Annotated in this window: 25 protein-coding genes and 1 other RNA gene; 14 read left to right on the forward strand and 12 right to left on the reverse strand. The window is 72.5% G+C overall.

Annotated elements, in window-relative coordinates:
* The first annotated feature begins 34 nt into the window (after positions 1–34).
* On the forward strand, positions 35–1,267 hold the full coding sequence (locus tag HDA31_RS06315; protein ID WP_178065959.1) for an MFS transporter: 1,233 nt from the start codon (positions 35–37) through the stop codon (positions 1,265–1,267).
* A gap of 55 nt (positions 1,268–1,322) precedes the next feature.
* Here the strand turns inward: HDA31_RS06315 and HDA31_RS06320 are convergent, their stop codons facing one another.
* Positions 1,323–2,084 (reverse strand): sulfite exporter TauE/SafE family protein, encoded by a 762-nt coding sequence (locus HDA31_RS06320; protein WP_178065958.1) that lies wholly within the window; start codon positions 2,082–2,084, stop codon positions 1,323–1,325.
* Positions 2,085–2,301: 217 nt separating this feature from the next.
* Between HDA31_RS06320 and rnpB the strand changes: the two genes are divergently transcribed.
* From rnpB to HDA31_RS06340, 4 genes are all read left to right on the forward strand, one after another.
* Positions 2,302–2,720: RNase P RNA component class A (gene rnpB, locus HDA31_RS06325), an RNA gene on the forward strand.
* 407 nt (positions 2,721–3,127) lie between these two features.
* The gene (locus HDA31_RS06330) at positions 3,128–3,343 is read left to right on the forward strand and encodes a hypothetical protein (protein WP_246384066.1); all 216 of its coding nucleotides are present in this window, start codon (positions 3,128–3,130) and stop codon (positions 3,341–3,343) included.
* Between the two features lie 115 nt (positions 3,344–3,458).
* Positions 3,459–3,962 (forward strand): helix-turn-helix domain-containing protein, encoded by a 504-nt coding sequence (locus tag HDA31_RS06335; RefSeq protein WP_246384712.1) that lies wholly within the window; start codon positions 3,459–3,461, stop codon positions 3,960–3,962.
* Positions 3,959–4,501: a DUF6036 family nucleotidyltransferase gene (locus HDA31_RS06340; RefSeq protein ID WP_178065955.1), complete on the forward strand. Its 543-nt coding sequence runs from the start codon at positions 3,959–3,961 to the stop codon at positions 4,499–4,501. The genes HDA31_RS06335 and HDA31_RS06340 overlap by 4 nt, the downstream gene beginning before the upstream one ends.
* A gap of 154 nt (positions 4,502–4,655) precedes the next feature.
* On the opposite strand, the gene HDA31_RS31745 is transcribed toward HDA31_RS06340, so the two are convergent.
* Positions 4,656–5,135 (reverse strand): DUF1707 SHOCT-like domain-containing protein, encoded by a 480-nt coding sequence (locus HDA31_RS31745; protein WP_219824943.1) that lies wholly within the window; start codon positions 5,133–5,135, stop codon positions 4,656–4,658.
* Positions 5,136–5,422: 287 nt separating this feature from the next.
* Between HDA31_RS31745 and HDA31_RS06350 the strand changes: the two genes are divergently transcribed.
* Positions 5,423–6,591 (forward strand): IS3 family transposase gene (locus HDA31_RS06350; RefSeq protein ID WP_178067077.1). Its coding sequence is split into 2 segments (ribosomal slippage): positions 5,423–5,707 and positions 5,710–6,591, totalling 1,167 coding nucleotides; the frame shifts between segments, so codons are not numbered across the junction.
* Between the two features lie 65 nt (positions 6,592–6,656).
* Here the strand turns inward: HDA31_RS06350 and HDA31_RS06355 are convergent.
* Positions 6,657–6,878 (reverse strand): winged helix-turn-helix domain-containing protein, encoded by a 222-nt coding sequence (locus HDA31_RS06355; RefSeq protein WP_178065954.1) that lies wholly within the window; start codon positions 6,876–6,878, stop codon positions 6,657–6,659.
* A gap of 267 nt (positions 6,879–7,145) precedes the next feature.
* On the opposite strand from HDA31_RS06355, the gene HDA31_RS31980 reads away from it, so the two are divergent.
* A complete protein-coding gene (locus HDA31_RS31980; protein WP_246384063.1) occupies positions 7,146–7,583 on the forward strand; it encodes a hypothetical protein in 438 nt (145 codons plus the stop codon).
* A gap of 21 nt (positions 7,584–7,604) precedes the next feature.
* Here HDA31_RS31980 and HDA31_RS06365 read toward each other — a convergent pair whose 3' ends face one another.
* Positions 7,605–7,835: a hypothetical protein gene (locus tag HDA31_RS06365; RefSeq protein WP_043967039.1), complete on the reverse strand. Its 231-nt coding sequence runs from the start codon at positions 7,833–7,835 to the stop codon at positions 7,605–7,607.
* Positions 7,836–7,911: 76 nt separating this feature from the next.
* Between HDA31_RS06365 and HDA31_RS06370 the strand changes: the two genes are divergently transcribed.
* The gene (locus HDA31_RS06370) at positions 7,912–8,625 is read left to right on the forward strand and encodes a TetR/AcrR family transcriptional regulator (protein ID WP_178065953.1); all 714 of its coding nucleotides are present in this window, start codon (positions 7,912–7,914) and stop codon (positions 8,623–8,625) included.
* 55 nt (positions 8,626–8,680) lie between these two features.
* Here HDA31_RS06370 and HDA31_RS06375 read toward each other — a convergent pair whose 3' ends face one another.
* Positions 8,681–9,361 (reverse strand): HAD family hydrolase, encoded by a 681-nt coding sequence (locus HDA31_RS06375; RefSeq protein ID WP_178065952.1) that lies wholly within the window; start codon positions 9,359–9,361, stop codon positions 8,681–8,683.
* Entirely contained in the window at positions 9,358–10,350 is a 993-nt protein-coding gene (locus HDA31_RS06380; RefSeq protein ID WP_178065951.1) for a DMT family transporter, read from the reverse strand. The genes HDA31_RS06375 and HDA31_RS06380 overlap by 4 nt, the downstream gene beginning before the upstream one ends.
* A 124-nt stretch (positions 10,351–10,474) precedes the next feature.
* Here HDA31_RS06380 and HDA31_RS06385 point away from each other — a divergent pair, with 124 nt between their 5' ends.
* The 5 genes from HDA31_RS06385 (at position 10,475) to HDA31_RS06405 (ending at position 15,601) form a co-directional block, all read left to right on the forward strand.
* A complete protein-coding gene (locus HDA31_RS06385) occupies positions 10,475–11,008 on the forward strand; it encodes a YlcI/YnfO family protein (RefSeq protein ID WP_178065950.1) in 534 nt (177 codons plus the stop codon).
* Positions 11,009–11,168: 160 nt separating this feature from the next.
* Complete coding sequence (locus tag HDA31_RS06390) at positions 11,169–12,008, forward strand: DUF4097 family beta strand repeat-containing protein (protein ID WP_178065949.1); 840 nt, start codon at positions 11,169–11,171, stop codon at positions 12,006–12,008.
* 30 nt (positions 12,009–12,038) lie between these two features.
* Positions 12,039–12,998: an efflux ABC transporter ATPase subunit, DrrA-related gene (locus HDA31_RS06395; RefSeq protein WP_178065948.1), complete on the forward strand. Its 960-nt coding sequence runs from the start codon at positions 12,039–12,041 to the stop codon at positions 12,996–12,998.
* Positions 12,995–13,819 carry an ABC transporter permease gene (locus HDA31_RS06400; protein ID WP_178065947.1) on the forward strand — a complete coding sequence of 275 codons (825 nt, stop codon included), beginning with the start codon at positions 12,995–12,997 and terminating at the stop codon, positions 13,817–13,819. The genes HDA31_RS06395 and HDA31_RS06400 overlap by 4 nt, the downstream gene beginning before the upstream one ends.
* A gap of 114 nt (positions 13,820–13,933) precedes the next feature.
* Entirely contained in the window at positions 13,934–15,601 is a 1,668-nt protein-coding gene (locus HDA31_RS06405; RefSeq protein ID WP_246384060.1) for a CotH kinase family protein, read from the forward strand.
* A gap of 140 nt (positions 15,602–15,741) precedes the next feature.
* On the opposite strand, the gene HDA31_RS06410 is transcribed toward HDA31_RS06405, so the two are convergent.
* The 6 genes from HDA31_RS06410 to HDA31_RS06435 form a co-directional block, all read right to left on the reverse strand.
* Entirely contained in the window at positions 15,742–17,283 is a 1,542-nt protein-coding gene (locus tag HDA31_RS06410; protein WP_178065945.1) for a SulP family inorganic anion transporter, read from the reverse strand.
* Positions 17,284–17,524: 241 nt separating this feature from the next.
* The gene (locus tag HDA31_RS06415) at positions 17,525–18,067 is read right to left on the reverse strand and encodes a hypothetical protein (protein ID WP_178065944.1); all 543 of its coding nucleotides are present in this window, start codon (positions 18,065–18,067) and stop codon (positions 17,525–17,527) included.
* Between the two features lie 186 nt (positions 18,068–18,253).
* Positions 18,254–19,477 carry a S8 family peptidase gene (locus tag HDA31_RS06420; protein WP_178065943.1) on the reverse strand — a complete coding sequence of 408 codons (1,224 nt, stop codon included), beginning with the start codon at positions 19,475–19,477 and terminating at the stop codon, positions 18,254–18,256.
* A gap of 89 nt (positions 19,478–19,566) precedes the next feature.
* Positions 19,567–20,358 (reverse strand): nucleotidyltransferase domain-containing protein, encoded by a 792-nt coding sequence (locus tag HDA31_RS06425; protein WP_178065942.1) that lies wholly within the window; start codon positions 20,356–20,358, stop codon positions 19,567–19,569.
* Between the two features lie 25 nt (positions 20,359–20,383).
* Positions 20,384–20,872, reverse strand: a complete 489-nt coding sequence (locus HDA31_RS06430) for a roadblock/LC7 domain-containing protein (RefSeq protein WP_246384056.1) — start codon at positions 20,870–20,872, stop codon at positions 20,384–20,386.
* Entirely contained in the window at positions 20,869–21,240 is a 372-nt protein-coding gene (locus HDA31_RS06435; RefSeq protein ID WP_074474762.1) for a hypothetical protein, read from the reverse strand. The genes HDA31_RS06430 and HDA31_RS06435 overlap by 4 nt, the downstream gene beginning before the upstream one ends.
* Before the next feature lie 438 nt (positions 21,241–21,678).
* Between HDA31_RS06435 and HDA31_RS06440 the strand changes: the two genes are divergently transcribed.
* Positions 21,679–21,882 (forward strand): hypothetical protein, encoded by a 204-nt coding sequence (locus HDA31_RS06440; RefSeq protein WP_036372683.1) that lies wholly within the window; start codon positions 21,679–21,681, stop codon positions 21,880–21,882.
* Positions 21,883–21,924: the final 42 nt, after the last annotated feature.

Raw genomic sequence — 21,924 nt, forward strand, 5'->3', positions numbered from 1 at the left:
AATATCTGTACGATACAGCTAACTGGGAGGCGGAGTGGATCGGCGCAACGAACCCCACCGCAGTGCCATCTACGCCACCACGCTGGTGGCCTTCCTCGCCATCGCCGGCATCGCCGTCGTCGACCCCATCCTGCCCGCCATCGGCGAGGCCATCGGCGTCACCGCCTGGCAGGTCGAGCTGCTGTTCACCGCGTACATCGCGGTCATGGCCCTGGGCATGATCCCCGCGACCCTGGCCAGCGGCCGGTTCGGCTTCAAGCCCGTGCTGATCACCGGCGTCTCCGTCGTCGGCCTGGCCGCCATCGGCGCCTCGTTCAGCAACGACATCGTGCAACTGTCGGTGCTGCGCGGCGTGTGGGGGCTGGGCAACGCCATGTTCTTCGCCACCGCCATGGTGGTGCTGGTCAACCTCGCCAACGACCGCGAATGGGTGGTCGGCCTCTTCGAGACCGCGCTCGGCCTCGGCTTCGCCGTCGGCCCGCTGCTCGGCGGCCTGCTCGGCGAGGTGAGCTGGCGGCTGCCGTTCTTCGTCTGCGGGATCTTCATGGTCCTCGCGCTCGCCGTCGCGTCCCGCCGGCTCCGCGAGCCGGCCACCCCCCAACCTCCGGTACGCCTCGGCGCGATCTTCGCCACCTACCGCCGGCCCGCGTTCGTGGCCCTGTGCGCCGTCACCGCCGCCTACAACTTCGTCTTCTTCGTCGTGCTCGGCTACACGCCGCTCTTCCTCGGCCTCGACGTCATCCCGCTGGGCCTCGCGTTCACCGGCTGGGGCCTCGGCCTCGCCGCCGGCATCCTCGTGGTCGGCCACCGGCTCGCCCACCGCATCGGCGCGGTGCAGACCGTCGGCGTGGCCGTCGCCGGCCTGCTGGCCTGCATGGTGCTGTTCGCCACCTCGACCGGCACCGCCATGTCGCTGGTCGTGCTCGTCGTCGCCGGCCTGTTCATGGGCCTGGCCAACGCCAACCTCACCGACCTGGCCCTCGGCCTCGGCGCCGCCGACCGCCGGGTCGCCACCGGCGCGTTCAACCTGGTCCGCTGGGGCGCCGCCGCGCCCGCCCCGATCATCTCCGGCAAGCTCGCCGAGCACGGGCTCGCCCTGCCCTTCTGGGTCGGCCTCGGCGTCCTCGCCGCCGGCGCGCTGGTCTACCTCGCCACCGCCCACCGGATGGCCGCCGGCCACGGCGAGCGGGTGCTCTGGGCCCGCTGGAACCGGGCCGCCGCCCGCAACGAGCACGCCCCGGAGGAGCCGGTCGGCGAGGCGTACTGAGCCTGTGGCGACCCGGCCGGGGCGGCTCGGCGCACGTCGATCCGGGGAGGTCGGCTCAGCGCACCGCGCGCCACAGCAGGTACAGGCCGATGGCCGTGCCGAACGCCACGATCAGCGTCTTCAGCACCACCGGCGGCAGCCGGCGCACCAGCCGCGCGCCGACGTACCCACCGACCAGGGTCGCCGGGGCCACCACCCCGACGGCTGCCCAGTTCACCGGGCCGAACAGCGCGAACACCACAAGCGTGGTCAGCCCCACCGTCGCCGAGAGCAGGTTCTTCACCGCCGACACCCGGGCCAGCGTCGCGTCCAGCACCAGCGCCAGGCCGGCCACCAGCATCACCCCCAGGGCCGCGCCGAAATAGCCGCCGTACACCGCGCCGACCGCGACCATGGCCTGCACGGTGACCGTACGGCGGCGCGGCCCCAACTCGGCCGGATGCCCGACGAGGCGGCGCAGCGGATCCTGGAACGCGAGCACGGCGGTGGCCCCGAGCACCAGGAACGGCACCACCAGCTCGAACGCCCGCGCCGGGGTGCCCAGCAACAGCAGGCACCCGACGATCGTGCCCACCACCGTGGTCGGCAGCAGCGCCCACAGCGCCCGACCGCGCGGCAGGTCCGTGCGGCTGCCCGCCACGCTCGCCACGTACCCGGGGAACACCGCCACGGAATTGCTCACGTTCGCCGGCACCGGCGGCAGCCCCACCGCGATCATGGCCGGGAAGGTGATCAGCGAGCCGCCGCCGGCCACCGCGTTGACCGTGCCCGCGGCGAGACCGGCGGTGACCAGCAGCGCGGCGTCGGAGAGTTCCACGCCGCCGAGGCTAGCCCGCCCCGCCCGGCCTTGCCCCGTCCCCTTGCCCCGCCTCGCCCTGTCCGGCCCCGCTCTCCTTGATCATCTGCATGTCGGCGACATGGCGGTATCCGGAGCGCTGGGATCCCGCCATGTCGCCGACATGGTGTCGGCGGCCAGCCCGGAAGGCCGCGAAATGGGCGCGGGGGTGTGGTCGTTAGGATGGGTGCGCGACGGACGAGTCGACCGGGCGGTCGCGTCGGCGGGCCAGGTGCCCGTCGCCGAGGAACGTCCGGACTCCACAGGGCAGGGTGGTTGCTAACGGCAACCCGGGGCGACCCGCGGGACAGTGCCACAGAGAACAGACCGCCGGCCCCCAACAGGGACGGTAAGGGTGAAACGGTGGGGTAAGAGCCCACCAGCATCCCGGGTGACCGGGATGGCTCGGTAAACCCCACCCGGAGCAAGGCCAAAATGGGCCGTCACCGCAAGATGACGGCCTGCGCAGACGCTCGAGGGCTGCCCGCCCGATGTCTGCGGGTAGGCCGCTGGAGCCTGCCGGCGACGGCAGGCCTAGATGGATGGCCGCCGCTGGCGCGCAACCCCGCGAGGGGCGCGCGCCGGGCACAGAATCCGGCGTACAGGTCGACTCGTCCGTCGCCCACCAGCTCAGAGCCTTGATCGGGGCTCTGAGCTGGTCGTTTATCTGGTGCCGTTGGTTGACCTTGGTCATCGTTGGGCGGCGTCTGACGGCCTGGGACGGCCTGGAGACGGCCTGGAGACGGCCTGGTGTGGGCTCAGTGAAGCTCGCTTCGGGGCGGCGCGCTGGATCATCCTGAGGGGCTTTGTAGCGGTGTGGCCGGGCTTCTGCGCGGTGCCCGCCGGTTGCTGTGGGCGTCGTCCTGGTGGTGGAGCTGCTGCCGTGACCCGGCTACCCGGTGGCAAGCCAGTCCCGGGGTTGGACTGGCGCGGCCGCCGGAAGCCCCGACCACGCGACCAGGCCGACCCGCTGGCTTCCGTAGCGGCCTGCGTGGTCCCATCCGTGAATGGGGTGGGACGAGTGCGTGCCGGAGCTGCTGGCGCATCTGGGGGAGATGGGCCTGGTCGGAATCGTCAAGATTGACGGGGAACGGGAGCACAGGCCCTGGACCGTGGTGATCTCGGGCGGGCGGCTCGATGGGGCGTCGATCAAGGTCGACGGCAACAGCCTCGATTACTGCCTGCGCCATGCGATCACCGCGCTTCGCGAGCGCTTCCCGGACGAACTTGCACTTGGCTGAGTCTTGCTCCGAACTGGGGGCGGTGTCCCGGCGGCTGTCGGTGGCTCACCGCCGGCCGGGCCGCAGCGCCGGCGATTTGCGTTTGTGGCGTTTACGGCGCATGCTGGCGGGTGTGATGACCGTGCGTGGGGAGCTCCTGACCACTGGTCAGGCGGCCAAGCTGCTGGGTTCTTCCCGCCAGCAGGTGGTCAACCTCTGCGAGCGTGGAGACCTGCCGTTCGTGCGGGTGGGTGCGCATCGCAAGGTGCGGCGGGACCACGTCGAGGCGTTGTTGCGACCTGAGCAGGCATTGACCCGTGACCAGCTCAAGTCGCTGTGGCTGCACCAAGCCGTGGCGGGCAGCCTGGTCGTCGACCCGGATGAGGTGCTGGGAAAGGCCGGAGCGAATCTTGATCGGTTGCTCCGGCAGCATCGGGGGACCATGGCCGAGGTCTGGCTGCGGCGCTGGCAAGAGAAGATCGACGAAGGGGTTGGGTCTGTCCTGCGGGCGTTGACCTCGGAAGATCCGGAGGCTGTCGAGTTGCGGCAGAACTCTCCCTTCGCCGGCGTGCTTTCGCAGCCGCAGCGCCTCAAAGTGCTTGAGGCATTCAATCGCCGCGGGTGGGACCAGGCGGCGTGAAGCGCGAAGAGTTGGAGCATGTGCTGAGGTCGACGGGCCGGATTGTGGAAGACCGGAACGTTCTGATCATCGGCAGCCAGTCGGTGCTGGCGACGATCCCGGAAGGTGAGCTTCCGTTGGAAGCCACTGCCTCGATGGAGGTAGATGTTGCCTTCTTCGATGATCCGGGCGATCGGAAGGCCGACCAGGTCGACGCGTTCATCGGCGAGTTCTCGCCGTTCCATGAGACGTACGGCTACTACGCGCAGGGCGTGAGTGTGTCGACTGCGGTATTGCCCGACGGGTGGCGCGATCGGTTGGTGCTGGTGGAGTCCGAGAACACCCGGCCGGGACGCGGCTATGCGCTTGATCCGCACGACTGCGTGGTGTCGAAGCTGGTAGCCGGCAGGGAGAAGGACACCAGGTTCGCGGCCGCGCTGCTCCGAGCGGGTCTGGTAAGACCGGACGTGCTCGCTGAGCGGATCGAACTCCTGGTCGATGTGCATCCCTTGGTGATGAAGCGACTGAGGGGCTGGATCGCCGCGCGTCTAGAAGACTGACGTCCGCTGACGGCGGATCGAGCGTAGCCCGGCCGGCTGACGGGCGGCGTGACGCTCACGGCGGGCCCCGGCGGCTCCGTACGTGGTCGGAGCGGCTTCACGTTGCTGGTTGGGTGTGTAGGCCGACTCTTCCGTCGCCCCCTGGCTCGATGCGTTACAAGATCGAGTCCTTGACGTGCATCAGGGCGTACATGGCGATCCAGGTGACTTGCAGTGCAACGCCGACCGAGCCGCCGACAAATCCCAGTGCTGCAACGGCACGGTAAACAGCGTGAGCGCTTGCACGAAGCCCGAAGAGGCCGAACACGATGCCGGTGATTCCCAGCAGGGCGCTGAAGTCAAGGTGCGGGAACAGTGGCATCCAGGCCAAGCCTCCCGCCAGTGCCAAGAGGGACAGAGTGAAGCCCGTGTGGTCGATGACAGGCGTCCGGCGCTCGCCTTGTCGGTCAGGGTGAGTTGAGACTGGGGGTAGGTCGGCGACCAGGGCCTCCAACTCACGGTAGGTCTTCGCGGCATAGGCCTGCCCTGACCGATCGCCGAGTTCGGCGAGGGTCAAGCGCCTCTCGCCGGCAGCGGCACCGAGCTGGGCGACGACAGTTTCCCGGTCGCGATCGGACACCCGCAGGTCGTTCACAGGCAGAGCCTACTGATGCTCTGGTCATGCTGATGGGCCTTGGCCGATTCTCACTGGTAGCTCTTGCGGGCCCAGGGTGAAGGTGGCCACCCGGTTGGCCATGCTGTCAATGGCGGGGCCCGCTGCGGCGAGCTGTTCGCGCTTGCCGGGCTTGTTGGCGTACCCGATGGCGGTGACCCTGCCTGCTGTGGGGTGAGGTGCGGGTGGTTGCCGGTCAACGGGTCTGCTGCACCGGTAGGTGACATCTGAGATGGCTTGCCCTGGTGGCGGGCTGGAAGGATGTCGCTGTGCCCAAGCCTTACCCTCGTGAGTTCCGTGATGACGTCGTGCGGGTGGCCCGCGACCGCGAGCCAGGTGTGACGGTCGAGCAGATCGCGAAGGACTTCGGGGTCCACCCGATGACGTTGTTCAAGTGGCTGCGCCAAGCCGACGTTGATGCTGGCGCGAAGCCCGGCACGACCGGTGGCGAGTCAGCCGAGCTGCGCGAGGCCCGCAAGCGGATCCGGTTGTTGGAGCAGGAGAACGAGGTCCTGCGGCGGGCCGCGGCGTACTTGTCGCAGGCGCATCTGCCGGGAAAAGGCTCTACCCGCTCGTGAGCGAGCTGGCCGCCGACGGGATCCCCGTCGCGGTGACGTGCCGGGTGCTGAACATCGCTCGTCAGCCCTACTACCGGTGGCTCGCCCGGCCTGTCCGCGACGCCGAACTCGTCGCTGCTTACCGCGCGAATGCCCTGGTCGACGCCCACCGCGATGACCCGGAGTTCGGCTACCGGTTCCTGATCGATGAGGCCCGCGCCGCCGGAGAGCCGATGGCAGAGCGCACCGGATGGAAGATCTGCTCGGACAACGGCTGGTGGAGCGCCTTCAGCAAGCGCAGGAAGCCCGGCAAGGGTGGCAAGGCCGGTCCACCGGTTCACGACGACCTCGTCAAGCGAGACTTCACCGCCGACGGCCCGAACCGGTTGTGGCTGGCCGACATCACCGAGCACCGCACGGGTGAGGGCAAGCTCTACCTGTGCGCGATCAAGGACGTGTGGTCGAACCGGATCGTCGGCTACTCCATCGACTCACGGATGAAGTCCCGCCTGGCCGTCACCGCGTTGCACAACGCCGCAGCCCGCCGTGGTGACGTGGCCGGCTGCGTGCTGCACACCGACCGCGGGTCGCAATTTCGCAGCCGAAAATTCGTCCACGCCCTAAACCAGCACGACGTGACCGGGTCGATGGGCAGAGTCGGCGCCGCCGGCGACAACGCCGCCATGGAATCGTTCTTCGGCCTGCTGCAGAACAACGTCCTCGACCGCCGAACCTGGACGACCCGGCAGCAGCTCAGGACCGCGATCGTGACCTGGATCGAACGGACCTACCATCGCCGACGACGCCAACGATCCCTGTCCCGGTTGACCCCTATCGAGTACGAGACCATCATGACCCCACCGGCCAGTCAGGCCGCGTGACTGAAACTGTCACCTATCGGTGCAGCAGACCCAACGGGCATGCCAGCCCGTCGGTTCCGGTGGGCCTACGCTACCGGGGGTTTGACGTAGACGCCTCGGCCAGGCTGCCCGTACACGAGGTCCCGCGCCTTGAGCTGGATCATCACGAACCGGATGACCGTCTCGCTCACCTCGTACTGATCGCACAACTGGCGGGTGCTGGGTAGACGGTCACCGGGCTTCAACACGCCAGCCTCGATCTGGCGCGTGATGTCGTCGGCGATCTGTTGGTATAGCGGCTCAGCCATCGATGCCCTCCCCACGCAAGGGAACACGTAAGGCACCACAGCAGCCGACACGGGGTATCTTCGGTACACCAGGTACACCCAGTAACGTAGGTTGTGAGGTGCCGATGGTTCGCCACGACGAATACCTGCTGGTCGCAGCTCTAACCCTTGCCCGGCGGCATCGGCCGGTGTGGTCCTGGGTCAGGTGGCGGCGGGTATGTCGATGCGGCTCGGAGCTGCCGTGCCGGGCCAAACATCGCGTCCCGGCCAGCAGGGGGCGCCGGCCCGGTGATCGATCGTGACCGCCCGGCGATTGCCCCCGCTGATCCTGGATGCCTGGCGTGCCCTCGACTGGCACAAGCACCGGCGGTGTTCCGCTTGCCGCCCGAGCGGCGGGTGTCCCCTAATGGAGTTGGCCCGGAACCGGATCAGGGCATGGCGACGTTACGGGCCTCGCCGATGATCGAGCTGAAAACTGGCGACGTCCTTCAGATAACCGCCGCGTGCAGCGTCCAGTTCACGAAGCCGATGATGTTTCGTCTGATCAAGGTTCGGCACGACCTGGTGACCTACGAACAGTGGATCTGGCTCGACGGCTATCAGCTCGACGCCAACGGCGAGGCGGTGGCCCGACGGGAGATCTTCGTGCTGCGGGCGGGGCTGACGGTCCAACAACCAACCGTCCCGACGCAGTCGAGGAGGCCCAGACTGCAGATGCGGACATAGGTCTGCCGGTTGGGCGGGCACTCAGGGCGCAGTGTCGGAGTAGACCTCGACGTCGTAGAGCAACTGCACGTTGCGGCGGCCGTTCGTGATGCCGACGAAGACCGGTTCACCCGCCGGGGTGCGGCCCTGCCGCCACACCGCGTCCCGCGCCGCCTCCCGCGACTCGTGGTGGGTCTTGCCCTCCTGGTGCAGTTGCAGGATGCGTCGGGCGGTGACCCGGTCGCTGTCGAGGTGGACCCGCAGCAGAGGCATGACGCCATCCCCTCCCCGATTCCGAGCCCAACTTACCAACGTTAAGTTGCCTGTCCACCGTACTAGAATGAACTCCATGACCACCACGCCGCCGCCCGTCTGGCTGCGCGCGGAGCCGGCGCGCGCCCGGCGGAAGCCGCCGCTGACCCTCGACCGCATCGTGGGCGCGGCGGTGACCCTGCTCGACGCCGACGGCATCGAGGGCCTGACGATGCGCCGCCTCGCCCAGCAGCTCGACGTGACGGCCACCGCGTTGTACTGGCACGTGAAGACGAAGGACGACGTCCTGGACCTGGCCGTCGACGGGGTCTTCGGCGACGTGCCGATCCCCGAGGTGACCGACGACTGGCGACAGGACGTCCGCGCCCTCGTCCGTGCCTGGCGCGCCGCGATGCTGCGCCATCCCTGGGCGCCGGGGCTGATCGGGCGGCCGATGCTCGGGCCCAACGTCCTGGCCCGCACCGAGTTCCTCCAGGCGGCGCTGGTGCGCGGCGGCTGTGGCGGGCTCCGGCTCGCGGTGGCCACGCGGATGCTGGCCAACTACGTCATCGGCGCGTCGCTCACGGAGGCCACCTGGCGGCAGCACGCGGACCCCGGGGCGAGGGCCGCCGCCCGCGAGCACGTCGCCGCGAGCGCCGACACCTATCCGACCCTCCACGCCTCCGGCCATCTCGACGGTACGAGGTGGGACGACGACCTGCTGTTCGAGGAGGGCCTCGACGGCGTCCTCCGGGCGGCGGCACGCCCGGGGGCACCGGGTCGACCGGGCCGGGCGGGGGCATCGGACTGACGGGGCCGGGCGGCGGCACGCGTGAGGGCACCGGGCTGACCGGGCCGGGCGGCCGTCAGGCGGGGGAGAGGGCGGCCACCAGCTCGGCCATGCTGTCGATGGTGGCGTCCGCCGGGGCGAGCCGGGCGCGCTTGCCGGGCTTGTTGGCGTACCCGATGGCGGCGACCCCGGCGGCGTGGGCGGCCTCGACGTCGGTGGCCGAGTCGCCGACCAGGACGCAGTCCGCCGGTTCGGCGTCCAACTCCCGCAGGGCCGCGAGCACCGGGTACGGGTCCGGCTTCATCCGCCCGGGCGCGGCCTCGGGGCGGCCGACGACCGGGTGCACGTACGAAGTGAGTCCATGGGCGTCCAGGTAGGCGCGGACGCACGCGGCGGAGTTGTTCGACACCACGGCGACCCGGCGGCCGGTGCGGTGGGCGGCGAGGATGACCTGCCGGCCGAACGGGGTCGGCGCGGCGGTGCGGACCGCGGTGACCTCCGCGCGGGTCAGCGCCTCGTCGACCAGCCGGACGACGGCGGGGCGGCCGAGCGTGGCGGTGAAGCGCAGCACGGCGAGCGGATCGGGCTCGCGCCGGACGACGGTCGGCAGGGGCACGTCCCGGTCGGCGAGCAGCCGGCGCAGCTCGTCGGCGACGGCCGACGCGGGGTGCCGGGCGAAGACGGCGCACACGGGCCCGTCGAAGTCGAGCAGGACCACGCGGGCGCGGCCGACGAGGGGAGCGAGAACGGCGGTCACGGCCCGGCGGCCCCGTCGGGCTGCGCCGGGCCGGGTCTTGCCGCTGCGGGGGCGGTCCGGTCCTGGCCCGCAGGGTGCAGGGCGACGACTGCGGCCAGGATGAGCGCGCCGCCGAGCAGCGCCGGCGCGGTGAGCCGCTCGCCCAGGAGCAGGGCCGCCAGGAGGGCTGCGGAGAGCGGCTCGACCAGGGTGGCCACCGTGGCGGCCGACCCGGACGTCGTCCGCAGCCCGGCGTAGAGCAGGCCGTACGCCAGGGCCATCGTCGCGACCCCGAGGTAGGCCAGCAGGGCGAGCGAGGCGGGGTCTGCCGTGAGTACCGGCTCGCCCGCGACGAGGGCGATCCCGAGCCAGGGGAGCAGCACCAGCGTCCCGGCGGCGGTGGCGCACGTGGTCAGGGCCACGGAGTCGACCCGCTGGGCCAGGGTGTGCCCGAGCAGCGTCGTCGCCGCGTACGTGGCCCCGGACGCGACGGCGAGGACGATCCCGAGCCCCGGCCGGCCGCCGGGGGCGGGTGAGCCGTGTCCGGCGGTCGCGCTGATCAGCACCAGCCCGGTGAGCGCCGCCGCCAGCACGGCCACCTCGCGCAGCGACGGGCGTGACCGGGCGACGGCGTGCTCCCAGGCAGCGGTCAGGACCGGTGCCAGCCCGAGCGAGACGACGGTCGAGACGCTCACGCCGACCAGCAGGACGGAGCCGAAGTACAGGGCCTGGTAGAGGGCGGTGCCGACGCCGACCACGACGGCCAGCACCGGGTGGGCGCGCATCGTGGCGAGCACGACGCCCGACCGGCGGGTCGCCACGGCGAAGCCGGCCAGGGCGACGGCGGCCAGCGCCATCCGCCACGCGCTGACCGTCATCGCGCCGAGGCCGTCGCGGTCGTGCAGCACGGTGACCACCAGCCCGCCGGTGCCCCACAGGACGCCTGCCGCGCAGACCTGGAGCAGCCCGATGCGGGCGCGTCGGTGGGTGGCCTCCGCTGTCGTCGTCACGGGACCAACCTATGCGGCGCGCCGAACTTGTTCGATCCGATTTACGCCACCCTGATGCCAGGAGTGGTGCCGGATCGCGCCAACCTGGCTTGTTCGTGTGCCATTCATGTGCCATAGTGGTGCCATGGACCTGAACTCCTACGTGAGCAACCTCGGGCGCGAGTTCGCCACCCTCGCCGAGGCTGGCGGCGACGAGTCGCGGTTGCTAATCGAGCGCCTGACCGGGGCGCTGGAATCGGCGATCCGGATGACCCTGCTGGAGGCGCTGTCGGCCGCGGCCGACGAGATCACCCGGGACCTGGCCCCGGGCTCGGTGGAGCTGCGCCTGCGCGGGCGCGACCCGGACTTCGTCGTGACCCCGCCGCCCGCCGAGCCGCCCCGGCCCGTCGCGGACGGCGGCACGGCGACGGCCGCCGGCACGCCGGACGCCGCCCTGCCGATTGCCGAGGACGGCCCCGCCGCGCGGATCAACGTGCGCCTGCCCGAGCAGCTCAAGGCCGCGATCGAGGAGGCGGCGGCGCGGGAGGGCCGCTCGGTCAACGCCTGGCTGGTCCGCGCCGCCACCGCGGCTCTGCAACGGCCCGACCCCGACCAGCGCCCCGAGCCCCGCGACAGCGGCAGGCGCGCCCGGCAGAGCTTCACCGGCTGGGTGCGCTGACCGGAACCCGCCCCACCGCCACCGCCACCGCACCACCCGCCACAGCGCCACCCCCCACACCTCACCCGCGCCGCACCACCCCCCACGCCGGGCCGCACCCCCCGGCCGCACGTCCCCGACCTGCGGGGACGACCCACCCACCCACGATGCGGAGACGACCATGCCTACTTTCGAGACCCCCGGACCGATCGCCGTCACGCTGGAGCTCGGCGTCGCCCACGTGCGGGTCGCCGCGAGCGACCGGACCGACACCGTCGTCGAGGTCCGGCCCAGCGACGAGACCGACGAGTCCGACGTGCAGGCCGCCGCGCAGGTCCGGGTCGAGTGCGCCAACGGCGCGCTCCAGGTCACCGGCCCGAAGCGGACGTTCGACTTCTCCAAGAAGAGCAGGTCGGTGGAGGTCTCCATCGAACTGCCCAGCGGCTCCCCGCTCTCCGCCCACCTGGTGATGGGCGACGTCCGTTGCGCCGGCCGGCTCGGCGAGTGCCGGATCAGGACCACCGGCGACGTCCGGGTCGAACGGACCGGCCCGCTGCGCCTGCACACGGGGGTCGGTCACGTCGCCGTCGACGCCGTCGCGGGCGACGCCGAGGTCTCCACCGGCTCCGGCAGGGTCGAACTCGGCGCGGTCGAGGGGGCCGCGACGGTCAAGAACTCCAACGGCGACACCAGCATCGACGCGGCCACCGGCGACGCCCGGGTGCGCGCGGCCAACGGCGACATCCACGTCGAGCGGGCCGGTGCCGGCGTCGACGCGAAGACGTCCAACGGCAGCATCCGGCTCGGCGAGGTGGTCCGCGGCGCGATCGTGCTCGGCACCGCCGCCGGGAACCTGGACGTCGGCATCGCCGAGGGCACCGCCGCCTGGCTGGAGGTCAACACCGGGTACGGGCACGTGCGCAACCTGCTGGAGAACACCGGCCGGCCCGGCGGGACCGAACAGACCGTCGAGGTCCGCGCCGCCACCTCCTACGGCGACATCACCATCCACCGCTCCTGACCCCCCTTCCGGCCTGAGGAGAGAACAACCATGTCCAGTACGCAGTCCCGGCCGGCGATCGCCGTGACCGGCCTACGGAAGTCGTTCGGCGACCGGGCCGTCCTCGACGGTGTCGACCTGTCCGTGCCGGCCGGCACGGTCTTCGCGCTGCTCGGCGCGAACGGCGCGGGGAAGACCACCACCGTGCGGATCCTGTCCACCCTGCTCGGGGCCGACGCCGGTGACGTCCGGGTCGCCGGGCACGACCTCGCCCGTGAACCCGACGCGGTGCGCGCCGCGATCGGGGTCACCGGCCAGTTCTCCGCCGTGGACAACCTGCTCACCGGCGAGGAGAACCTGCTGCTGATGGCGGACCTGCACCACCTGCCCCGGGCCGAGGGCCGGCGGCTCGCCGCCCGGCTGCTCGCACGGTTCGACCTGACCGACGCGGCCCGCAGGCCGGCGTCGACCTACTCCGGTGGCATGCGGCGGCGGCTCGACCTGGCGATGACCCTGGTCGGCAGCCCGCGAGTGATCTTCCTCGACGAGCCGACGACCGGGCTGGACCCGCGCAGCCGCCGCACCATGTGGCAGCTCGTCCGGGAGCTGGTGGCCGGCGGCGTCACCATCTTCCTCACCACGCAGTACCTGGAGGAGGCCGACGAGTTGGCCGACCGCATCGCGGTCCTGCACCGTGGGCGGGTGGTCGCCGAGGGCACCGCGGAGGAGCTCAAGCGCCGCGTCCCCGGCGGGCACGTCCGCCTGCGGTTCACCGACGAGCAGGGCCTCGACGCCGCCCGGCGCGTGCTCGGTCCGGTCCCGCGGGACGGCGACGCGCTGGCCCTGCGGGTGCCCGGCGACGGCAGCCTGCGCTCGCTCAGGACCCTGATCGGCCGGCTCGACGACCGGGCCGTCCAGGTCGACGAGTTGTCCGTGCACACCCCCGACCTCGACGACGTCTTCCTCGCCCTCACCGGCGACCCCACCGACGAGAAGGTGACCACCCGATGAGCAGCCCCGCCCCGGCGGCCCTCCGGCTCCACCCGCTGCGCGACTCGGCGACGATGCTGCGCCGCAGCCTCCGGCGCATGCTGCGCTACCCGTCGATGACCGTGACGCTCGTCGCGATGCCCATCGTCTTCCTGCTGCTGTTCGTCTACGTGTTCGGCGGCACGCTGGGCGCCGGGCTCGGCGGGGCGGTGCCCGGCGGCGCGGCCGGCGGGCGGGCCGCGTACGCCACCTACGTGGCCCCCGCGATCATCCTGATGACCGTGACGGCGGCGGTCCAGGGGACGGCGATCACCATCGCCATGGACCTGACCGAGGGGATCGTCGCCCGGTTCCGGACGATGCACATCGCCCGCGTCTCGGTGCTGACCGGACACGTCCTGGGCAGCCTGATCCAGGCGGCGTTCAGCGTGGCGGTGGTGACCGGGGTGGCCCTGCTGGTCGGCTTCCGGCCCACGGCCGGGCCGGGCGGGTGGCTGGCCGCGGCCGGCTTCCTGGCGGCGGTGGCCTTCGCGCTGGTCTGGTTGGCCGTCGCGCTCGGCCAGGTGAGCGGGAGCGTCGAGACCGCCAGCAACCTGCCCATGCCGCTGGTCCTGCTGCCCTTCCTCGGCAGCGGGTTCGTCCCCACCGACTCCATGCCGGCCGGGCTGCGCTGGTTCGCCGAGCACCAGCCGTTCACGCCGATCATCGAGACGCTGCGCGGCCTGCTGATGGACGAGCCGGTCGGCGGCGACGCGTGGGTGGCGCTCGCCTGGTGCGCGGCCATCGCGCTGGGCGGCTACCTCTGGTCGAGGCGGCTGTTCAACCGGGAGCCCGCGCGCTGACGGTGGAGTTCCCGGTGCGCCCATCGGACACCCCGATCAGCCCGCCCGGCGCGTAAAATCCAACTACTTCGATATGTTGGGTTGGTCTGCTCGGCGGGCCTGATGGGAGTGACGGTGCGGAACCTGCTGGCCCAGTTGCTGGGCATCGCGACCGCGATCTCGCTGGCCGCCGTCGGCGGCACCGCGCCGGTCCCCGAGCGGGCGGCCGACGTGCGGGGCGCGCCGACCACGGCGGCGGACTCGCCCGCCGACCTGACCGGTGACATCGACTTCTCCGTGCCGAGCGGCACGTTCCAGGGCGGGCTCTCCGTCTCGCTGGGCACGAGCGTGGCCGGCGCCGAGATCCGCTACACGACCGACGGGACGCTCCCCGGGCCGGACTCCCGCCGGTACGACGACACGCCCCTGCTGCTCTCCGGCACCACCCAACTGCGGGCGCGGCCGTTCGTGGATGGAGCACCGGCCGGCGATCCCGGCACGGCGCTCTACCTGGCCCGGGCCATGGACGTGCAGCTCGACCTGCCGATCCTGGTGATCGACGGGTACGGGCAGGGAAAGCCGGGCCGGGACTACGTCGACTCGGCGGCCCTGCTCTTCGAGCCGACCGGGGGATACGCGTCGCTCTCGGCGACGCCGACCCTCGCCACCCGGATCGGCTACCACCTGCGCGGCACGTCGAGTTCGCTGTTCGACAAGGCCCCGTACCGGGTCGAGTTCCGGGACAACGAGGACGACGACGCCGACTATCCGGTGCTGGGGATGCCTGCGGAGTCCGACTGGGTGCTGCGGGGCCCGTACACCGACAAGGCGCTGATCCGGGAGGCGCTGACCTTCGACCTGGCCCGCCAGCTGGGATACCAGGCGCCCCGGTACGCCTTCGTCGAGTTCTATCTCAACGTCGCGGACCGGCCGTTGGGCGCCGAGGACTACCAGGGCGTCTACATGATCGTGGAGACCATCAAGAACGCGAAGAACCGGCTCGACCTGAAGGAGCTCGATCCCGACGACGTCACCCTGCCGGCGATCTCCGGCGGGTACATCTTCAAGTTCGAGTGGCTGACGGCCGAGGAGCCGACCCTGGAGTGCGTGGGGCGGCCCGCGACCTGCTGGCACTACCTGGAGGTCGTCGACCCGTCGCCGCTGCAACCGGAGCAGCAGGTCTGGCTCACCGGCCACCTCCAGCAGTTCAACGACCTGATGCAGTCCCGGAGCTTTGCCGACCCGACGACGGGCTATCCCGCCTGGATCGACGTCGGATCGTTCGTCGACTCGCTGATCCTCAACGAGCTGACCCGCAACTTCGACGCCTACGCCCGCAGCTCCTACTTCTACAAGGACCGGGGCGGCAAGATCACCGCCGGGCCGCTGTGGGACCTCGACATCACCTACGGCGTCGGTGGCGGGGACAACCTGGAGACGGCCGGCTGGCAGTACGAGCAGCCGCGCTGGCCGAAGCCCAACAACTGGATCAACCGGCTGGTCACGGACCCCGCGTTCGTCGGGTTGGTCCGGGCCCGCTGGGCCGAGCTGCGCCGGGGTCCGCTCTCCGGTGCGCAGCTCGACGCGCGGTTCGCCGCCATCACGGCCCCGCTGGTCAACGCCGCCGAGCGGAACTTCCAGCGGTGGCCGAACCTGACCACCGAGAAGATCGGGCCCATCGTCACCCCGACCGCCGACACCTGGCAGGGGCAGGTCCGGTACATGCGGGACTGGATGACCGAGCGGATGGCGTGGCTGGATTCGTCCGCCGGCTGGGGCGGGGCCGCCGCAGCCGGCGGGTGAGCACCACCCAGCCGTGATCATGTCGGCGAGACGGGGGCAGCCGGCCGGTCGGGACACCCCCATCTCGCCGACATGGCGAACCGGACCCGGCCCGCCGGGCCAGGCCGGACCGGGGTCAGTCCGGGCCAGGCCGGACCGGGTCAGTCCGTCGCGTCGACCGTGCGGGGCCGGTCGTCCTCCGCCGGACGCGGCGCGACGACGTGCACCGACACCCCCGCGTTGCGGTTGTGCGTCTCGATCCAGGTGTCCAGCGCGGTGCGGCAGGCGTGGTCGACGTGCCGCAGCCCGCGCAGGTCCAGCCGGACGGTCCGGTCGGCCGGCAGATCGTTGAGCGTGGTGAGGATGGTGGGCAGCCGCAGGAAGGTGGCGTTCCCGGTGATCGCGACCTCGACCGGCCCCGGGCCGGCGTCGCCCACGGCGGCGTCGCGCGCCACCGGAACCTCGCGCACGGTGACCCGGACGTGCGAGATCTCCCACGCGGTCTTCACCACGGCCAGGCCGAGGCCGACGAGCACGCCGGTGAACATGTCGGTGGTGAGGATGGCCAGGGCCGTCACCGCCAGCACCACCGCCTCGCCCCGGTGCTGCCGCCACAGCTCCGGCAGCGCGCGCAGCGGCAGCAGCTTGACCCCGGCGTGCACGAGCACGGCGGCGAGCGCGGGCAGCGGCATCAGCCCGATCAGGCCGGGCGCGGCGGCGGCGAACAGCAGCAGCCACAGCCCGTGCAGCACCCGGGACGCCTTCGTCCGCGCGCCGGCCCGCACGTTGGCGGAGCTGCGGACGATGACGGCGGTCATCGGCAGGGCGCCGAGCAGGCCGCAGATCGTGTTGCCGGTGCCCTGCGCCACGAGTTCCCGGTCGAAGTCGGTGCGGGGGCCCCGGTGCAGCCGGTCGACGGCCGCCGCGCTGAACAGGCTCTCCGCCGAGGCGACCAGGGTGAACGTGGCGATCGTCGCCAGCACCCCGACGTCCGCGAGGGTGCCCCAGTGCCCCAGCGACGGCTGCATCGCCGCGAGCAGCCCCTCGACCTCGATGGTGTCGACGGGCAACCCGAGCGCGGCGGTCACCCCGGCCGCCGCCACGACGGCGACGAGCGCGCCGGGGACCGTCCGCAGCCGGCCGGGCAGGCCGTCCCAGCCCACCATCACGGCGATGGTGGCCACGCCCACGGCGAGCGAGACCCGCGCCGGCGCGGACGTGACGACCTCGCCCACCAGCCCCGGCAGGCCGGTGAACTTGCCCGGCCCGGTGTGTGGCGCGGCGACGCCGGCCAGGACGTAGAGCTGCCCGACGATGAGCAGCAGGCCGATGCCGGCGAGCATGCCCTGCACCACCGACACGGTGATGGCGCGGAACCAGCGGCCGAGCCGCAGCAGCCCCAGGCCGACCTGGAGCAGCCCGGCGACCAGGACGATCGTGCCGAGGCCGGCGAGGCCGTAACGGTCCACGGCCTCGGCGACCAGCACGGTCAGGCCGGCGGCGGGGCCGCTGACCTGCATGCTGCTGCCGGGCATGAACCCCACGACGAGGCCGCCGACGATGCCGGTGACCAGGCCGAGTTCGGCCGGCACACCGGAGGCGACGGCGATGCCCACGCAGAGCGGGAGGGCGACGAGGAAGACGACGACGGAGGCGGACAGGTCGGCGCGCAGGGTGCGCCAGGGCAGGGCGGGAGGCGACATCGTTCACATCCGGGGAAGGCGGGGCGAGCGGGCGTCGGGTCGGCCGCCGACGCCGGCCGCCGGCTGGCCGCACCGCCGGCGGGGCCGGGGGTACGGGTGTCGGCGGCGCGGTGGCCGGCGGGTGACCGCGTGGTGGTCGGGGTACGCGAAGGTGCCCGACGGGCCGGGGGGACGTCCGCGCCGCCCGCCGGCCGTACGCCGCCCGCGACGGCGGGCGGTCCGGTTTTCCGGCTGGCGTCGCTCAGCAGCGCAGGACGCGCAGCCGGATCGGGTCGGGTCCGGCGTCGGCGGTGGCGGGGCGACCGTCGGCGGTGCTGCCCCGGCGCACGGCGGCCTCGGGCAGGGCCGCCCCGGCCTGCGGCCCGGGGTCGCGTCGGTCGGTGCCCTGGTTGCCCCGGCCGGACCGGCTGACCGAGCCGCACGCCTTCCCGTCGAAGCGGGGCACGACGGTGGGGTCCGGCGGCTGGTCGGTGTGCGCGGCGAGCGTGGTCACGAGGCGGTACGCCTCCAGGGCGACCCGCCCGGCCCGCCCGGTGCGCGGCGGTACGCCGGCCCGGGGGGCCGCCGCGGACCGGGCGGTCGCGCGGACCGGGATGCCCGGGTCGGCGGGCGACGCGGCGGCGACGGCGGCCGGGGCGACGGCGTGTGGGGCGACGGCGGGATGCGGCGCGACGGTGACGGCGACGGCGTCGAGCGGGGCGCGGCAGGCGAGGCCGACGTGCAACAGGAGCGCGCAGACGAGCAGCGGGGCGAGGCGAACGGCGGTGCCGGGTCTGCGCTGCACCGCTCACCCCCAGGCCGGTACGCGTACACGCACGCCGCGTGCCACCACACCGTAGAACCTCCGACCCGTGTTGCCGGTTACGCCCCTTTTAACGGAATGATGCGTACGGTGGGCGGCTGGCCGGGCCCGGACGCGGTGCGGCCCCGGAGCGACGGGCGCTCCGGGGCCGACCTGGGGCGAGGGGGATCAGCTGGTGGGGGAGACGTACAGCAGGCGGTTCGGGGAACCGGTGCCGGGGCTGGTGACCACGCCGGCGGTGGCCGTGCTGGTCAGGTACGAGGCGACCTGGGCCGGGGTCCAGGTCGGGTTGTTGGACAGGACGCGGGCGGCGGCGCCGGCCACGTGCGGCGAGGCCATCGAGGTGCCGCTGATGGTGTTGGTCGCCGTGTTGCTGCTGTACCAGGCCGAGAGGACGTCCACACCCGGGGCGAAGATGTCCAGGCAGGTGCCGAAGTTGGAGAAGCTGGCGCGCGCGTCGTTGCTCTGCGTCGCCCCGACGGTGATCGCCGTGGGGACGGCGGCCGGCGAGGAGGTGCAGGCGTTGGCGTTGGAGTTGCCGGCGGCCACCGCGTAGGTGACCCCGTCGGCGATGGAGTTCGCCACGGCGGTGTCCAGCGACGAGTTCGCCCCGCCGCCGAGGCTCATGTTCGCCACCGCCGGCTGGCCGGCCTGGTGGTTGGAGGTCACCCAGTTGACGCCGCCGATGACGCCGGCGTTGGTGCCCCGGCCCCGGCAGTTGAGCACCCGGACGGCGACGAGCTTGACGTCCTTGGCCACGCCGTACGTGGTGCCGCCGACGGTGCCGGAGACGTGGGTGCCGTGGCCGTTGCAGTCGGCGGCCGGCAGCGCGTTGTCGACCGCGTCGTACCCGTCGGCGGCCTGGCCGCCGAAGTCGTTGTGGTTGATGTTGATGCCGGTGTCGATGATGTACGCCGTCACGCCGGTGCCGGCGCTGGTGTAGTTGTACGACTTGCTCAGCGGCAGGGCGGCCTGGTCGGTGCGGTCCAGCCCCCACGGCGGGTTCGCCTGGGTGGTCTGGAGGCTGACCTCGTGGTTCTGCTCGACCCAGGCGACGGCCGGGTGCGCCGCGAGGCGCTTCGCGGCGGCCTCGGAGAGCCGCACCTCGAAGCCGTTGAGCGCCGCGCCGTACACCTGGGCGACGCTGCCGCCGAACTGCTTGGCGAGGCTGCCGGCGGAGCTGGCGACGGCGGCGGCGCGGGTGCCGGCCTTCCCGCCGACGGCGCTGTCCTTCAGGACCACGATGTAGCTGGAGGGAACGGCGGTGGCGCCACCGGCGTGGCGGATCTCGCCGGCCGCGGGCGCCGCGGACGCCGGGCCGCCGATCATGGTGGCGGCCAGCGCCGAAGCAGTCAGCACGCCGAGGGTGGCGGCCTTGCGGTGGAGCGTCATCTATCGGTCTCCTCTGTCGTCGACCGCGTCGACCTGCGGGTACGCGGTCTGAGATCGTGAGGACAGGCTATCGAGAGATCCACAGTGAGCTATATATCGAATGGGTCATAGCATCGTGTTATCTCGTCGCGCACGGCCCGCTGGAACGCCCGCGCCGCCGCGCCGCCGGGTGGTCGGCCGCCGCGCCGGGCCGCGATCGCCCGCTCGATCAGGCCCGCCGCCGGGTGCCCCTGCCCGACCAGCCGCCGCCCCGCCGCCACCTTCGGCAGCCAGCCGCCGTCGCGGCAGCGCACCAGCGCGCGGCACGCGCCGAGCACCGCGTCCTCGGTGCCGGCCGCCGGCTCGTCGCCGGGCGGGGTCGGCAGCGCCAACCACCAGGTCAGCGCGTCCACCAGCAGCCGGCGCAGGTCGGCCGGCGTCAGGTCGGCGAACGCCTCCCCGGCCGGCGGCCCGAGCAGGGCCAGGCCGCCGGCGTGCAGGATGCTGCGGTCCAGGCCGTACCAGAACCGGCCGTCGGCGGCCGCCCGCTCGTCGCCGGACCAGGTCACCCGGGGCGGCATCCGGGCGCCCGTGTTCAGCTCCACCTCGAAGCCCGGCTCCGGGGTGCCCGACCGGGCCACGTCCCGGCGGTAGACGACCAGCTCCAACCCGCGCGCCGGGCAGGGCAGCGCCTCGTGCCGCAGCCGGGCGACCAGCTCCCGCTTGCGCCCGGCGGGCAGGGGCCGCGCGCACAGCAGCGCCACGTCCACGTCGCTGCGCCCCGGCTGGTACGCGCCCAGCGCCACCGACCCGGCCGCGTACGCGCCGACGAGGTCGTCGCCGAGCGCCTCGCCGGCCGCGGCGACCAGCTCCGTCAGGTAGCGCGCCACCTCGATGTCCACCGTCGCATTGTGGCGTCCCGGCCGATCAGGGGCGGTCCCGCTCCAGCAGGGCGGCGAGCCGCGCGGCGGTCGACGGCGCGTGCAGGTGCAGCCGGGCCACGTTGATGCTGTCCTGCCCCACGACGGCGAGCAGCGCCTGCCGGCTGACGGCGTAGACGCTCAGGTAGCCGTGGTCGTTGCGGACGGTGGACTGCTGGAACTCGCCCTGGCTCAGCCGCAGCCCCACCTGCCGGCCCAGGCCGTACGTGGTCGCGGCGAGCGCGGCCAGGTCGTTCGGGTCGACGTCGGTCTGCATGTTGTGGGTGATGAGCAGGCCGTCCACCCCGCCGAGGACGCAGCCGTGCACGCCGGGGATCTGCACCCGCAGGTCGGCCAGCTCCTGCCCGATCGCCGCGTACGGCAGTGTGGGGTTGCCCGCCAGCGAGGGCGGGAACGCCCGGGGCGTCGGTGGTTCCCCCGGCTGCCGCGCGGTGCGCCGGGGGAGGACGGTTCCGGTGCTGTCGACCACGCTCACAGCTCCAGGCTCTCCTCGATGACGCGGAGCTGGTGCCGGGCCATCGCCAGGTTGGCCCGGCTCTTGCTCACCATCAGATAGAGGAACAGGCCCTTGCCCGTCCGGCTGGTGACCGGCCGGATCAGGTGGTACTGCGAACCGAGGGTGATGAGGATGTCCTCGATCTCGTCGTTCAGGTTCAGCATCTCGATCGTGCGCAGCTTGGCGCGGACCACGTCCGTGTTGCCGGCGGCGGCGATCGTCAGGTCGATCTCCCCGGTGCCGCCGGCCACGCCGAGCGTCATCCCGCTGTTGTAGTCGACCAGTGCGGCGCCGATCGCGCCATCGATGTTCATCGCGCTCTTGAGCGCGACGTCAAGATTCGCCACGGTGTCGTCCCCCAGGTCGGGCGGCGGGCGTCGCCTCGACGTTGCCGAGGGTCACCCGTCGGTGACGGGGGCGCCGCGCCGCGCAGAAGGTTTCGCAGAGGCTTGCACACGGCGCGGCGGGGCGCACCCGCGAGCGGACGTATCGACCTGAGCGGAGGGGTGCGCCGTCCGCCGGTCCCGTAAATGGGACCCGGCGACGGATGGCACGTTATCGTCCAGGCTGATATGAAGCCCCCCAGGCTGGGTGGTAGGGGACGGGACCGTTCTTACCGACCGGCGCGCGGGTTGCGCCGCGCCGCTGTGCCCGCGCCGGTCCGCCCGGCGACGGGTTCCGCCGTTTCGGCCCGGCGGCCGGTCAGCACGTCTACTGTGGAAGACGTCGGCGACCATTTGCCTGAACCGGTGGCGGCCGGGCGGTGCGCGGTGCACAGTGATCCCATGAGCGACAGCGGAAGTGGTGGGCACTACTACTGGTGCACCCGACACCACCGGGTCGAGACCGAGGCCGACGTCTGCGCGGCGCGGCACGTGCTCGGGCCGTACGCCTCGGCGGCCGACGCGGAGAACGCCCTGCAACAGGTGCGGGAGCGCAACGACGCGTGGGACGCCGAGGACGCCCGTTGGGCCGGGGAGGACAGATAAGCGGCGCGGGACGGCCCGCGTCGAGGAACTCCGTGCCCCGAG

The sequence above is a fragment of the Micromonospora carbonacea genome (genome assembly GCF_014205165.1).
Classification (GTDB): Bacteria; Actinomycetota; Actinomycetes; order Mycobacteriales; family Micromonosporaceae; genus Micromonospora; species Micromonospora carbonacea.

What these genes read in the sequence shown, in the direction of transcription:
- HDA31_RS06400 (WP_178065947.1), top strand. Translation starts at nt 12,995, where the DNA reads ATGAGCAGCCCCGCCCCGGCGGCCCTCCGGCTCCACCCGCTGCGCGAC.
- HDA31_RS06410 (WP_178065945.1), bottom strand. Translation starts at nt 17,283, where the DNA reads ATGTCGCCTCCCGCCCTGCCCTGGCGCACCCTGCGCGCCGACCTGTCC.
- HDA31_RS06370 (WP_178065953.1), top strand. Translation starts at nt 7,912, where the DNA reads ATGACCACCACGCCGCCGCCCGTCTGGCTGCGCGCGGAGCCGGCGCGC.
- HDA31_RS06395 (WP_178065948.1), top strand. Translation starts at nt 12,039, where the DNA reads ATGTCCAGTACGCAGTCCCGGCCGGCGATCGCCGTGACCGGCCTACGG.
- HDA31_RS06420 (WP_178065943.1), bottom strand. Translation starts at nt 19,477, where the DNA reads ATGACGCTCCACCGCAAGGCCGCCACCCTCGGCGTGCTGACTGCTTCG.
- HDA31_RS06335 (WP_246384712.1), top strand. Translation starts at nt 3,459, where the DNA reads ATGACCGTGCGTGGGGAGCTCCTGACCACTGGTCAGGCGGCCAAGCTG.
- HDA31_RS06390 (WP_178065949.1), top strand. Translation starts at nt 11,169, where the DNA reads ATGCCTACTTTCGAGACCCCCGGACCGATCGCCGTCACGCTGGAGCTC.
- HDA31_RS06365 (WP_043967039.1), bottom strand. Translation starts at nt 7,835, where the DNA reads ATGCCTCTGCTGCGGGTCCACCTCGACAGCGACCGGGTCACCGCCCGA.
- HDA31_RS06355 (WP_178065954.1), bottom strand. Translation starts at nt 6,878, where the DNA reads ATGGCTGAGCCGCTATACCAACAGATCGCCGACGACATCACGCGCCAG.
- HDA31_RS06385 (WP_178065950.1), top strand. Translation starts at nt 10,475, where the DNA reads ATGGACCTGAACTCCTACGTGAGCAACCTCGGGCGCGAGTTCGCCACC.
- HDA31_RS06440 (WP_036372683.1), top strand. Translation starts at nt 21,679, where the DNA reads ATGAGCGACAGCGGAAGTGGTGGGCACTACTACTGGTGCACCCGACAC.